At 48.3% G+C, this 13,981-nt stretch carries 12 protein-coding genes; 1 reads left to right on the top strand and 11 read right to left on the bottom strand.

The features are described 5' to 3' along the window. Positions 1–50 precede the first annotated feature (50 nt). From P403_RS0109880 to P403_RS0109855, 6 genes are all read right to left on the bottom strand, one after another. The gene (locus P403_RS0109880) at positions 51–1,460 is read right to left on the bottom strand and encodes an MBL fold metallo-hydrolase (protein ID WP_029332478.1); all 1,410 of its coding nucleotides are present in this window, start codon (positions 1,458–1,460) and stop codon (positions 51–53) included. 46 nt (positions 1,461–1,506) lie between these two features. Further along, positions 1,507–1,806, bottom strand: a complete 300-nt coding sequence (locus P403_RS0109875; RefSeq protein WP_029332477.1) for a rhodanese-like domain-containing protein — start codon at positions 1,804–1,806, stop codon at positions 1,507–1,509. A gap of 146 nt (positions 1,807–1,952) precedes the next feature. Further along, complete coding sequence (locus tag P403_RS0109870; RefSeq protein ID WP_029332476.1) at positions 1,953–3,821, bottom strand: ABC transporter ATP-binding protein; 1,869 nt, start codon at positions 3,819–3,821, stop codon at positions 1,953–1,955. Beyond that, entirely contained in the window at positions 3,818–5,542 is a 1,725-nt protein-coding gene (locus P403_RS0109865; protein ID WP_029332475.1) for an ABC transporter ATP-binding protein, read from the bottom strand. Before P403_RS0109865 ends, P403_RS0109870 begins: the two co-directional genes overlap by 4 nt. Further along, positions 5,535–6,023 (bottom strand): MarR family winged helix-turn-helix transcriptional regulator, encoded by a 489-nt coding sequence (locus tag P403_RS0109860; RefSeq protein WP_029332474.1) that lies wholly within the window; start codon positions 6,021–6,023, stop codon positions 5,535–5,537. The genes P403_RS0109865 and P403_RS0109860 overlap by 8 nt, the downstream gene beginning before the upstream one ends. A gap of 205 nt (positions 6,024–6,228) precedes the next feature. Then, the gene (locus P403_RS0109855) at positions 6,229–7,098 is read right to left on the bottom strand and encodes a cation diffusion facilitator family transporter (RefSeq protein WP_029332473.1); all 870 of its coding nucleotides are present in this window, start codon (positions 7,096–7,098) and stop codon (positions 6,229–6,231) included. Between the two features lie 306 nt (positions 7,099–7,404). On the opposite strand from P403_RS0109855, the gene P403_RS0109850 reads away from it, so the two are divergent. Further along, positions 7,405–7,728: a thioredoxin family protein gene (locus tag P403_RS0109850; protein WP_029332472.1), complete on the top strand. Its 324-nt coding sequence runs from the start codon at positions 7,405–7,407 to the stop codon at positions 7,726–7,728. Between the two features lie 44 nt (positions 7,729–7,772). Here the strand turns inward: P403_RS0109850 and P403_RS0109845 are convergent, their stop codons facing one another. The 5 genes from P403_RS0109845 to P403_RS0109825 form a co-directional block, all read right to left on the bottom strand. After that, on the bottom strand, positions 7,773–8,072 hold the full coding sequence (locus tag P403_RS0109845) for an excalibur calcium-binding domain-containing protein (RefSeq protein WP_029332471.1): 300 nt from the start codon (positions 8,070–8,072) through the stop codon (positions 7,773–7,775). Between the two features lie 172 nt (positions 8,073–8,244). Then, complete coding sequence (locus P403_RS0109840) at positions 8,245–8,718, bottom strand: hypothetical protein (RefSeq protein ID WP_029332470.1); 474 nt, start codon at positions 8,716–8,718, stop codon at positions 8,245–8,247. Positions 8,719–8,810: 92 nt separating this feature from the next. After that, entirely contained in the window at positions 8,811–10,061 is a 1,251-nt protein-coding gene (locus P403_RS0109835) for a lipid II:glycine glycyltransferase FemX (RefSeq protein WP_051667352.1), read from the bottom strand. Between the two features lie 121 nt (positions 10,062–10,182). Next, positions 10,183–12,570 carry a carbohydrate binding domain-containing protein gene (locus P403_RS0109830; RefSeq protein ID WP_029332468.1) on the bottom strand — a complete coding sequence of 796 codons (2,388 nt, stop codon included), beginning with the start codon at positions 12,568–12,570 and terminating at the stop codon, positions 10,183–10,185. A gap of 64 nt (positions 12,571–12,634) precedes the next feature. After that, positions 12,635–13,981 carry a GH1 family beta-glucosidase gene (locus P403_RS0109825; RefSeq protein ID WP_029332467.1) on the bottom strand — a complete coding sequence of 449 codons (1,347 nt, stop codon included), beginning with the start codon at positions 13,979–13,981 and terminating at the stop codon, positions 12,635–12,637.

The following is a 13,981-nucleotide window of genomic DNA, read 5'->3' as shown; positions in this document are numbered from 1 at the left end:
TAAAAAAATGGACATTCTCGTAAGAGAACATCCATTTACATTATGAGTAATTAACGTGTCGTTGCTATTTTAGAACCATCTAAGACGTCTTCAATCGCTGCATACCCACCGTCGATGTTAATCACATTCTTCACACCGATTGATTGGAGGACGCTGACCGCCATCCGTGACCGAACCCCTGATGCACAGTGGACAGCAATCGGTTGGTCGCTCGGAAGTTCTTCATGACGTGACGCGAGTTTTCCAAGTAAAATCCGGTGAGCCTGTTCATAATGGCTCTCCTCCCACTCCGTTTTATTACGGACGTCAAGGACATAGACGTCACCGGCTTCAGCTGCTGCGATGGCTTTGTCGGCTGTCCAGTCTGGATAACTTTCTGTTAACTGACCCGCTGTGAGTTCTTCGACATCAATCAATGTCACGAAACGATCCAGTCCGATCGATTGTAAATCCGTTTGAATCGTTTCCAGTTGATCCGCTGCCGCGAGGATGGCGATATCCTGATTGAAATCGACTAACCAGCCTGCCCAGGCAACGAATTTCGAATTGTAAGGAATGTTGATTGTCCCCGGCACATGTCCGGCACCGAATGTTTTTCCGTCTCGTGTATCGACGACTTGCATCGTCTTGACGAGTTCTCCCACCGTGTTCGCTTCAGCAAGGCGTGGACGATCGATTCCTGTCGTCACGGCAATGCCTTCCTTATTCACTTTTTTCATCATCGCGAAGTAGTTCGGTGGTTCTGGTTGATCCGTTGTCAATTCTTTGACGAATGCTGCTTCATCCTCCATCTGGAGTGCCCAGTTCGTCGCTTTTTCGTAGCCGACCGTTGATGTCGGAACAGCACCGAGTGCTTTCCCGCACGCGCTTCCTGCACCGTGTCCTGGCCAGACTTGTGTGAAGTCAGGCAATTGTTTGAAGCGTTTCAAGGACTGGAACATTTGCTTCGCACCAAGGGCTGTCGTTCCTTGAATACCGGCAGCTTCTTCCAGTAAATCCGGACGTCCGATATCGCCGACGAAGACGAAGTCGCCCGTAAATATTCCCATCGGAACCGTTTGATCACGATCGTATAAGACAAACGAGATATGTTCCGGCGTATGACCTGGTGTATGCATGACTTCAAGCGTCACATTCCCGACTTTGAACGTCTCCCCGTCTTTGACGAGACAGGCATCAATCTCTGAAGCAAAACCATACTTCCAAGAAGCATCGCCTTCATCTGATAGATAAGCTGTCGTTCCGAGACGTTTCGCGAATTCGCGTGTCCCAGAAACGAAATCAGCATGAATGTGTGTTTCCGCTGTCGCCGAAATTCGAAGCCCTTCTTTTTCCGCTTCTTTGAGGTACGGTTCGATGTTTCGTGCCGGATCGATGACGATCGCTTCCCCCGTCTTCTGGCACCCTACCATATATGAAGCTTGTGCTAATTTTTCATCATAGAAATAGCGTAATAACATAACGATTCCTCCTTTAGTTGAATGGTCGTACCCGATTGATTGTTGCTTAGCGTGTGACGTTTCCTTCCCAGCTCATCATTCCGCCGTCGACGTTCGTGACGTCGAAGCCCGCTTGCTCCAAATACATCGAAGCATTCATACTCCGTCCACCAGATAAGCAAATGACGTGAATCGGTTGTTTCGCATCCAGTTCAGCCGTACGTTCCGTCAATTCAGATAGCGGAACATTTTTAGCTTGTTCGATATGACCACCTGCGTATTCATCCGTTTCCCGGACATCAATCAACTGGATGGATGCATCCGTTTGAAGTGTTTGTTCAAGTTCAGTCGTCGACATGTTTTTCATGGAAGTTCTCTCCTTTTGTTGCCCGTTCGGCAAAATGATTTCTGTCCATAATATACCCCCTGCGGTATTAAAAATCAAGGAAAAGGATTATTCCGACAAAAAAAGCAGCTCCCCGTTTCAGGAGAACTGCTTCATTTTTGATCCTGTCATACGACTTCTTTTTCGGAAAACTGGCTGTTGTAGAGGTCCGCATAGAAACCATCTGCTTTTAACAACGCTTCATGCGTTCCTTGTTCGATGACACGTCCTTGATCCATGACGAGGATTAAGTCCGCATCTTTAATCGTCGACAGGCGGTGGGCGATGACGAAACTCGTCCGTCCGTCCATCAAGCGTTGCATCGCCTGCTGGATGAAGATTTCCGTCCGCGTATCGACGCTCGACGTCGCTTCATCCAAAATCATGATCGGTGGATCGGCGAGGACCGCACGGGCAATCGTCAACAATTGTTTTTGCCCTTGTGAGATGTTCGAGGCTTCTTCGTTCAAGACCGTATCGTACCCATCCGGCAACGTCCGGATGAAGTGGTCGGCATGCGCCGCTTTAGCCGCATTGACGATGTCTTCTTCCGATGCTCCGACTTTTCCGTATGCGAGATTATCGCGGATCGTCCCATTAAAGAGCCACGTATCTTGCAGGACCATCCCGAAGGTCGTCCGCAAGTCTTCCCGGGACATGTCTCGCGTATCGATCCCGTCAATCCGGATCGCACCACCGCTCAATTCATAGAAACGCATCAACAGGTTGATTAAGGTCGTTTTCCCGGCACCGGTCGGACCGACGATGGCGACGGTTTGTCCCGGTCGGACATCGATGTTCATGTCTTCAATCAAGAGGTCTTTTCCGTAACCGAAGTCGACGTGTTCAAACGCGACGGCACCTTTCGCACGCGCGAGATGATGCGTCGTCACTTCTTTGATTTCCTCTTCTTCATCTAATAATTCGAAAACACGTTCTGCTGCTGCGACCGTCGACTGGACGATGTTTGCGATGTTCGCCGTCTGCGTGATCGGTTGCGTGAATTGCCGGGTATACGTGATGAAGGCTTGAATGTCCCCGATCGAGATACTGCGTTGCGTCACTAAAATCCCGCCGACGACACTGATCAAGACATAACTGATGTTCCCGATGAACATCATCATCGGCATGATGATGCCGGAAATGAACTGCGCTTTTCGTCCGGCATCATAGAGCTGTTCATTGACATCGTCAAACTCTGCGACCGCTTTTCGTTCATGACCAAACGCCTTGACGACCGGGTGTCCCGTATACATCTCTTCGACGTGACCATTCAGTTGACCGAGTGTCCGTTGTTGATCGGCAAAATACTTCTGCGATCGTTTTAAGATCGGACGGATCGCAAAAATCGATAATGGTAACGTCACGAGTGAAATCAACGTCAAGAGTGGACTGATCGTCAACATCATGATTAAAATCCCGACGATCGTGACGATGGACGTAATGAACGACGTGACACTTTGTTGGAGCGTACTCCCGATTGTATCGATATCGTTCGTCACCCGGCTGAGCGTTTCCCCGTTCGGTCGTCCGTCATAATACTTCAGCGGCAACCGCTCGAGTTTCTGATTGACGTCCTCCCGTAAGTCATACACCGTTTTTTGAGCGACGCTCGACATGATGTATTGCTGAATGTAACTAAATATACTACTGATGACGTAAAGCCCAGCGAGGAGCAGCAAAATCTGACCGATCTTCGTAAAGTCGATGGCAGCACCGGGGACTCCTTGGAACTTCGCATACGCCCCTTCGAACAGTTCCGTAATCGCTGTCCCCATGATTTTTGGTCCGGCGATCATAAAGACCGTACTGAGAATCGCGGCGACAAACACCGCAATCAAGGCCGTCCGCCGTGGTTTTAAATAGGCGAGTAACCGACGGAACGTCGCTTTGAAGTCTTTCGGTTTCTCTCCCATCATCATCATGTTCCCACCGCCGGGACCGCCACCCGGTCCACCCGGAGGTCCGCCGGCAGGTCGTTTCGTTGTCTGGCTCATGCGATTTCCTCCTCTGACAGTTGGGATTTGACGATTTCTTGATAGACATCGTTTGTTGCGTACAATTCGTCATGCGTGCCGATGCCTGCGACACGCCCTTCCTCAAGGACGATGATTTGATCCGCGTCCATGACCGTGCTGACGCGTTGGGCGACGATCAAGACCGTCGCTTCCTGCGTTTCTTTTTTTAATGCTTTCCGGAGTGTCGCATCCGTCTTGAAGTCGAGGGCCGAGAAGCTGTCGTCAAATACATACAGATCCGGTTTTCGGACGAGCGCCCGGGCTATCGAAAGCCGTTGCTTTTGGCCACCGGAAACGTTTGAGCCGCCTTGTTCAATCACGGAATCATACCGGTCCGGCATCCGCTCGATGAAGTCGGTCGCTTGGGCGACACGCGCTGCATGTTCGATTTCTTCTAATGACGCATCTTGTTTCCCGAAACGAATGTTGTCCGCAATCGAGCCCGTGAACAATAGGGCTTTTTGTGGTACGAAGCCGATTTTCGAACGTAATTCCTCTTGCGGGACGTCTCGACTGTCGACGCCGTTGACTTGGATGCTGCCACTCGTCACGTCGTAAAAGCGGGGAATTAAGTTGACGAGCGTCGATTTCCCAGCACCGGTCCCACCGATGACAGCGGTGATTTCACCAGGACGTGCTTTGAAGCTGATATCCGACAGTACCGGCGCTTCTGCTCCCGGATAACTGAATGTCACGTGATCGAAAACGAGTGTTCCCGGCTCCCGGTCTGCTGAAGCGGTTCCTTCATCAACCATCGTCGGTGTCATCTCAAGAACCTCATTAATCCGTTTCGCCGAGACGGCAGCCCGGGGAATCATGACGAACATGACGGATGCCATGACGAGGGCGAACATGATTTGCATGACGTATTGAATGAACGCCATCAAGTCACCGATTTGCATGCCACCGTTATTGATCCGGATCCCACCGAACCAAATGACGCCGACGACCGTCAAGTTCATCACGAGCATCATCGTCGGCATCAAGAATGCCATGATTTTATTGACCTTAATCGAGACGTCCGTCAAATCCGCATTGGCTTGCGTCAGGCGGACTTTTTCTTCTTTCTCCCGGTTGAAGGCCCGAATGACAAGGATACCTGTCAAATTCTCACGTAAGACGAGATTTAACCGGTCGAGTCGTTTTTGGACTTGTCCGAATAGCGGTACCCCTTTCCAGAGGATCAACAGAATGGACACGACAAGGACCGGCATCGCGGCGACGATGACGAGCGACAGCTTGGCATCCTTCGAGACTGCCATGATTAGACCACCAACGAACATGATCGGTGCACTGACGACCATCCGTAACATCATGATGACGACTTGTTGAACTTGCGTAATATCATTTGTCGTCCGCGTGATCAGTGACGCCGTTCCGACTTGGTCGAACTCTTGCAGTGAAAAACGTTCGACGTGGTTAAAGACTTTCCGGCGAATGTCGCGCCCAAGCCCCATCGCCGCTTTTGACGAATAATAACTTGCGGCAATTGCAGCCGTCGCACCGAGTGCCGTGATGCCCAGCATGACCGCACCGATTTTCCAGATGTAGCCTGTATCCCCGACGACAACGCCTTTATCGATGATGTCGGCCATCAAAGTCGGTAAATACAAATCGGACATCGACTGGGCGAAGACGAGGACCAATACGGCGAGGACCGCCCATTTATAGACTTTTAGATTTTTGAGTAACTTAATCATCTGTACAGCCTCCGTTTCCTGATGACAGGATGTCTTTTAAGCCGTCTGCAATCTGTTCATGCGTCTTGAGCATTTGTTCAAAGGCAGCCGGATCAATTTGATCGAGGATTTGTTCGAGCCGTTGCTGCATACCGGCTTCTTGTTGTTTGATCGCATCAACGAACCGTTGCCCTTGCTCACTCAGCGTCAATACGACTTCACGCCGGTTGTCCGGATTCGTATCCCGGATGACCCAGCCGGATTGAACCAATCCCTCGATCGATTGACTGAGCGTACTCTTCGGTAAATGCGTGTGTGCGACCAGTTCTTTTTGTGTAATCGGACTCCTTGGCGCAATCGTCATCAGACTATGGAATTGCGGTAAGCTCAGTCCGTTTTCCTGCGCCGTCTGATGTGCCGCCCGGACGAGATGCCGCTGGACATTCCAAAAAGATTGCATCATTGCCGTCGAACGGACCGGCTCACGTTGTTCTGTTTCCATCCTTCCACCTCCGTGTTCCATTTCGAATCGTTCCATTTGGAATGATTATCTATGTAAACTAAACTACGCCGATTAGTTCGTGAAGTCAACTAAATAACAATGTGAAAATGCACATAATATTTTCAACCGATTTAACGAGTGACAGCAGATTATGCACACAAAAAAACGACCATTTCTCTACCCAGAAATGGTCGTTCTCTATAGTTCACTCCGGCTCCACATGAACATGAATATCGTAGACACCGTACTCATCCGTCAGCGTGTCCTCTACTTTTGTCGCGATATCATGGGCTTGGTGGATGTTGAGCGTCGAGTTGACGAGAATCACGACATCGACGACTTCGTTATTACCGTAGTTCCGTCCTTTGATCGACTTGATGCCTTTGACGCCTTCGAGGTCAGAAATCACGTCCTCATACATCTTCAGCTTTTGTTCATCAAAGCCGTCCGTCAGTTCGTGGGAAGCTTCCGAGAAAATGTCCCATGCCGTTTTACAGATTAAGAAACCGACGATGATCGCGGTCACGATATCAAGCCACGGCATCCCGAACTGGGAACCGATGATTCCGATTGACGCTCCGATACTGACCCAGGCATCCGACCGATTATCTTTCGCCGCTGCCATGACGGCCTTGCTGTCAATTTCTTCAGACAGTTTGCGGTTATACCGATAGACAAAGTACATCACGACTGCCGAACCGATTCCGACATAGGCAGCTACGATATCTGGAGATTCTTGTTTTCCTTCAAATAAACTTGAAATCGTGTCAATCAACACTTGGAGACCTACTGCCATCATAATGAAGGAAGCGACCATCGACGCGATCGTCTCACTCTTCCAGTGACCGTATTTATGATTGTCATCTGCTGGACGACGGGAAATCCGTAATCCAATTAACACAGCGATCGATGCGATGATATCCGTCGTATTGTTCAAACCATCTGCCCGCAAAGCGGCAGAATCCGCTGAATAGCCGACAAGCAGCTTAATTACGGATAATAGGATATAGGCTGCAATGCTAATCATCGCACCGCGTTCGCCTCGTTTTAAATTATCGAATTTTTGTTCGTCCATCATTCCGCCCGCCCCCACTTACTCGCTTAATTCCGAAAACTTATCGTAGCAGTTCAATACAAGTGGGTCTAGAGAAATCATTTTGTTTATAACTAGATAATTAATAAATAGCCAACTTTGTTTCTTATAGGCAAACTAGATTAATCCTTAGCCATTCAACATTCTCGAACTGAAAAACCGCTTACATCTCTTGAACCACCAACTTTTTTGCGGAAATTTATTAAACAAAAAAAGCATAATCCGTGCATCTTCGTACCGGAGTCAGTAGACTAAAGACAAACGATCATACTATAGGGGGATTTACACATGAGTAACTACATCAAGAGTGAAGACACGTTCAAAGAGTTAATCGCAAGTGATACACCAGTCATCATCAAGTTCGAAGCGGACTGGTGCCCGGACTGCAAACGGATGGATTACTTCATGCCGGACGTCGAGTCACAATTTAAAGAACTTCCAATCTATACAATCGATAAAGATGAGTTCCCGGAAATCGCATCTGATAATGTCGTCATGGGCATTCCAAGTTTACTCGTTTTCCAAAACAACGAGAAGCTCGGTCACTTGCATAGTGCGAACGCAAAAACACCTGGAGAAGTCACAGACTTCCTCAAAAAGAACTTCAACTAAACGTATGAAGCCCCACTTTCCATTCAGGAGAGCGGGGCTTTTTTTTAGCGTTCGCAGGCGATGCCATCTTTGTCACGGTCTTTCGATTTGTTGAGATTATACGTCGCTAAGCTGACATGTTGGGCGTACTTTGTTTTCTTATAAATGGCTTTCTCGTTTTTATCGTAACCCGTCCGGTTTTTCAAACCCTTTTTCTTCGAGACGCCACCTTTATACGTTTTTTGCATCTCCGTACAGTTTTTAAACGTCTTCGCCTTAGTCGCTGCGTCACTTTGACCAGATGTAGCACTAAGTAACGAAATACTAAGTACACCTGCCATGACGATCTTTAATGCTTTTTTCATCAGGTTACCTCCGTTTCTAAAAAAACCAAATTTTAGTGATAATTTGATTATAGTAGATTTCTTTAGAAATAGTTTCCTATTTTTAAACTTTAGAGGTATGACTTATCTGACAGTTCAAAAGACAAAAAAAGACCCGCTTCGTTATGAAGCGGGTCCTACTTGTAATTACCATTCAGTAACGCAAGCGTTCAATCTTGATTTTCTTATACCGTAAGCTTAGACCGAAGGCGATCAAGAGATAGAGGAAACCAATTAAAAATGAAAAATCACCATACGGAATTCCAGTAAAGGCATTCCAACCAAACATCGGCACGACAAACAGAACATACAGTGGATATTGGATTCCTGACATCATGTCAAACCACGTCTGATCCCAAAGGTGATTCTCAAACAATGTAATCAAATAGACGACCATCCCGCCGATGAAACCAAAACGAAGGTAGTTAAACAGAAAACGGATGAGCGATGTGTTTTTAAGGATGAGGATTGATCCCATCAAGAAAGCAAACCAGCCAATCGACGTAAGAATTTGTACTATACCAATCGAACCATCCGGATAGATTCCGGCCGGCCAGCCGTTCAACATAATCGAAACGAGTAATAGCGTACAAAAAAGTACGAGATAAGACTTTGTTCCCTTCGGCATTTTCAAATTCCTCCATTACTTTTGATATGAACTAGTATTCGCTATTCCCACCGCTAAACCTTCCATAAAAAGTAAAATTAATCAAAAGAACCTTAGAAGTAATTCATAACTAAACGTCTTACTTTCTTGAGGAGCGGCAATCCTTTATCGTATGCTTGATACATAGTTGGGTTTAAAACAAAATCAAATTCGCCAATCTTTTCTTTCATTTCTGTACCGAACAATTTTTTGAAATCATAAAGTCCCCGATATGGATCTTCTTCCGATTCATAACCGCTTACCCCGCCAAAATCATATGTATGGAGTTTTAGTTCTGTTGCATATCGAATCATTTCCCATTGCATCCGGTAGTTCGGCAGGTAACTTCGATATGCATCCGAAGAGGCCCCATATAGATAGTGTGCCTTCCCCGCAGCGTATGTAAAGAGTGCGCCAGACAGTAGTTTCCCCTCTGGATGTGTCTGCTGTAGATGTAGCATCTCCTCAATGGATTGATCTACTTTAAAAAGACGCCGATTCAGTTCTTCTAATTTCTTCAGTCGACGAATTTGTTGTTTCTCTGTTTTCTGCTCCTTTTGCTCAGTTTCAATTAGGGCAGACTCAAGTTCAGACTTTTCATTTTCTAATTGTTGAAGGGCCACCGTAGGATGAAGCCGACAAAAGAATAATTCCGCTTGTCCTGCTGCATGTAGCGTTTGATATAATTTCTCGAAATAAGTTTGATCGCGTGTCACAAATCCATCCCGTTTCCCCGTTTCTTCCATTAGCTCTGAGAAACAGCTCAGACCTGAAGCACCCCCACGTTCAAATGTTATTCCATTTTTAAGAGACGTACGAATTTTTGAACGGGTCCGACGCTGGAAGGATTGGAATGTTTCTTCCTCCTGAGTTTGTAATGTAAGTTCCATCCGGTGCCTTGGTTGGACGTACGGAAAACCTTTCTCAAATCCTTTATGACGAAACCCTAGTGCGACTAAACGTTCAAAAGCCACCCCCTCACCCAAGTCGATGTCTGGATCCAGCTTCACGAAAATCGCATTTTCTTCTCTCGCAAGTCGTTTTGTTTCCTCCCATAGCGCTTCAACATAATCTAATCGCTCGTAATCTGTTACAAATCCACGAGGGATGTAAGCAATCGTGTATCCTGTCCCTAAAACAGGAAAAAATAGAATTTGAACACTGCCAACAAGTTGTTCATCTTCCGCAATCGCGACGCGGCGACAGCGCCATCCCATCGCTTGCTTGACCTCTCCCCATCCCGTCATCTGCATCAAATCCCCTGCTGGATGTCGCTCAACAAACTGATTGTGCATGTTCTCATCCGTATGAAGTGTCTGAATCATTTCTTCATCCTCCTAATCCATTAGAATACTGTACATCTAATTTATCCTAAAAATTGGTATAATACAATTTTTTACAAAAATAGCCTCATTCCACTTCTGAAGGAATGAGGCTTATCTTTCATTATTTAACCGTTAGTTGTACATCATCTATCGTCACGTCATGTGCCGCAAATGGAGCGCCTGTCGCTTTTCCCAGCAAGAACTTTAGACCAGCCGTATCGTCTTGTCCCATCGTGAACTCGTACTGGTACGTGTTCACCGTCGGACTGACTGCTACGACCTGACTGAAGTAGCGTGTATACGCCGCATTTTCGACCGTCACTTCGAGCGGCCGTGCAACCGTCGACGACGCCTTAAATGTCAACTGGTACGTCTGTCCTTTAACGAGCGCTAAGTTCCCTTGTTCCAGTAAAACGCTCCATGGCTCCTGTCCTTCTGAAGCAATCGCGATTTTTGCAGCTTCATTCACCGTCGAGACGACCGCTTGGGCATCATAATGAACGTATGAACTCCAGAAGTTCAGCCCTTCCGTGAACGAGCCGTTTTTCAACGGCGACTTGTCGATCTCGATCGGCGTCGTGTCAAAGAGTTCAACATCATCGATGGTCACTTCCCCTTTCTCTGATCCAAGAATGAACTGGAGACGACTTTTTAAATCCGTCGCTTCTGTCATCGTAAATGGTACTTCAAACGTCTCCATCTTACCGCTCAGCGCAATCCGTTGTTCCGGCAGGTAAGCCGTCGTTCCTGTCTCATCCGTTAACTGAACGTCCATCTTGTTCACCCGTTTTGCTGCTGCTTTGAAACGCAGCACATATTGATGGTCTTTTACGAGTTGTACGCCTTGTTGCGACAAAGTCGCCGCCTGCCCTTTTGCCGGATTCGTCTTGAACGTAAAGTCACGTGTCACCGGATCAACAGTTCCCATTCCTTTTGTTTGACCGGCATCAAACTGCCAGTAGGTCAGGCGATCCATCGCCCCTTGGTCGAATGTGCCATTATAGACAAGGTTTCCGTCCGGTAAAGCGGGTTTTGTTGCTGTTTCATCGATTTCTCCACGTGGAATCTGTTCGACGCGGACGTTACCGATTTTAACGCCCGCTTGCGCAAGACCCAGATTGAACTCGAGCCGGGCTGCGAGATCTGTCTCCCCCGTCATATCGAACGTAAACGTGTACGGCTTGACGGTCGGCGTTAAATCGATTGATTCTTCATTCGAGTATTTCGTATAACCGCGTTCCGCCCCACCACCGACTTTGACGACCATCTTCCGTTCCGCTTCGCTACTTGCATCGAAGCTGACTTGGTAACGGCCGCCTTGAGCAAGTGATACGTTTTGAATCAATTGATGCGAATACGTTTGTGTTCCGGGTTTCGTGATTGACACGTCAGCAAATCGTGTCCCGTCCTGCTCCGTCACTTGAACCTCTCCCGCACCGCCAAAGTCTGGCAGCGTCACATAGTTCCAGTAGGTCGGATCAAGTGTCTGCGCGCCGTCCGTAATCGTCTTAATCGCTTTTTCGTACGCTTGATCATAGACGAGGTTGCCGTCTTCAAGCGGTTGCTTCGCCCCGTCCGGTAACGTCACGTCTTCATAGACCGGCTCGACCGGATCCCGGTAGGCACGGTTCTTCAGGTCATAGACCCGGACGTAATCGACTTCCATTTCAGCCGGGAACTTCGTCGTCGCATCGACTTCCCCGTCGAACCAGCCGCCGACTGCGAGGTTCATCACGAGATAGAAGTTTTGGTCGAACGGTGCCGGATAACTGTAGTTCGTCGCCGTATTTTTGCCTTTGCTGTACCAATCGTTTTGTGTCTGATAGAGGTTTCCATCGACGTACCAACGGAGTTCACCCGGCTCCCACTCGACGGCATATGTATGCCACTGGTCAATCCGTTCACCTTCCGGGAAATGATAATCCTTGCCGGTGTATTTATTGTTCGGCCAATTTTCGCCGTAATGGATCGTCCCCGCGACCTTTTCAGGCTGACTGCCCCAGGATTCCATCACATCGATTTCACCGGATGATGCCCAGGCACCGTACTTGTCCTGCTCCGGCAACATCCAAAATGCCGGCCATAACCCTTTTCCCGTCGGCAGTTTCGCTTTGATTTCGTAACGGCCGTATGTCTTGCTGAACAATCCCTTTGTCTTCAACTTTGCCGAAGTGTAGTCATAACTTCCGAAGGCGTCCGTCGTTTTTTCCTGTTTTGCGCGGATGACGAGTTTTCCGTCACGGATGAAGGCATTGTCTTTTTTGTCGGTGTAATATTGTTTTTCGTTATTTCCCCAGCCGGACGACACCCCGTTGCCGTCCGCATCGACGATCCAGTTTCCCGTGTCGTAGTTCCATTTCGTCCGGTCGAGTTGTTGTTTCGTAAACTCATCCGACCAGACCACTTTCCATTTCGTATTGTCTTTCTTGTCTGCTTTTTCAGCATGCCCTGTCCCGGCATAAGATAAAACTAAACCTGTCCCTAGTGCAATTGCGAACCATTTCTTCATTTGAAATCCTCCTTTGACAAAAAACAGGCAAGACCGATGTAATTCGACCTTGCCTGCGACTGGGTTACGCTTCCTGTGAGAGTGCTGCTTTATGTGTCTGGATGACATCGGCATACCAATGCGCGCTGTCCTTCCATGTCCGTTCCTGTGTTTCGAAATCGACATAGATGATGCCGAATCGTTTGTCGTATCCGAAGCTCCACTCGAAGTTATCGAGCAGCGACCAAAGGTAGTAGCCTTCGATGTTCATTCCCTCTTCGTTCAAGTCGGAGACCGCTTGCAAGTGTTGCGCAACATAGTCGATCCGGTTTTGGTCATGGATACGGCCGTCGACGAGTTGATCGTCGAACGCCGCCCCGTTCTCCGTGATGAAAATCGGGAGTGACGTATATTCCGCGCGGAGACGGCGGATCAACTCTTTGAACTCGTTTGGTGCGATGTCCCAGCCCATGCCCGTCTTGTCGTAGTCCGAGTACGCATCTTTGTGTAAGAAGTCATTCGCGGCACTGAACTCAACTAAGTTGCGGCTGTAGAAGTTGATCCCGAAGAAATCACAAGCGACCGAAATCGTTGCCATGTCGCCTTCTTGGATGAAATCATACGTATGGACGTATTTCGAGAACAGGTTCATCATGTCGACCGGATACTGTCCCTTGAAGATTGGGTCGAGGAACCAACGATTGGCGTACCCGTCGGCATTGTTCATCGCGATCTGATCGTTGACGGAGTCCGTCTTCGCGTACTTCGGCGCGAGATTCAACGTGATGCCGATCGGTGTCGCCGAGTTGAATTCCCCTTTGAGCAGTTCGACCGCTTTTCCGTGTGACAACAGCATGTGGTGAACGGCACGGACGGCTTCGTTCATGTCCGTGTGACCGGGTGCATGGTGTCCGAGGTGGTAGCTGAGGAAACCGGCACACCACGGTTCATTGTGCGTGATCCACGAATCAACGATGTCGTCGAGTTCTTCGAAGCAGACACGGGCGAAGTCGAGGAACCAGTCGACTGAGTCACGGTTGACCCAGCCCCCTTCGTCGTATGCCCACATCGGTAAATCCCAGTGGTAGAGCGTAACGGCCGGTTTGATCCCTTCTTCGCGTAAGCGTGTCGCGAGTGTTTTGTAAAATGCCATCCCTTCCGGATTGAACTGCCCTTTCGCCGGAAAAATCCGTGGCCAGGCAATCGAGAAGCGGTACGTATCGACGCCTAGTTGTTTAATGTGTTGAATGTCTTCTTCAAAGCGGTGGTAATGGTCGCAGGCGACATCTCCGTTATGTTTTTCAAACACTTTTCCGTCCGTATCGCAGAACGTATCCCAAATGGATGGTGTCCGTCCTCCCTCGTCGTGTGCGCCCTCGATTTGATACGAAGACGTCGCCGTTCCGAAGACGAAGTTTGGTGCAAATTTCAT

It is taken from the genome of Exiguobacterium oxidotolerans JCM 12280, from assembly GCF_000702625.1.
In the GTDB taxonomy this organism is placed as follows: Bacteria; Bacillota; Bacilli; order Exiguobacteriales; family Exiguobacteriaceae; genus Exiguobacterium_A; species Exiguobacterium_A oxidotolerans.
Note: the sequence above shows the minus strand (reverse complement) of the source record. Positions and strands in the feature narration are given on the sequence as shown.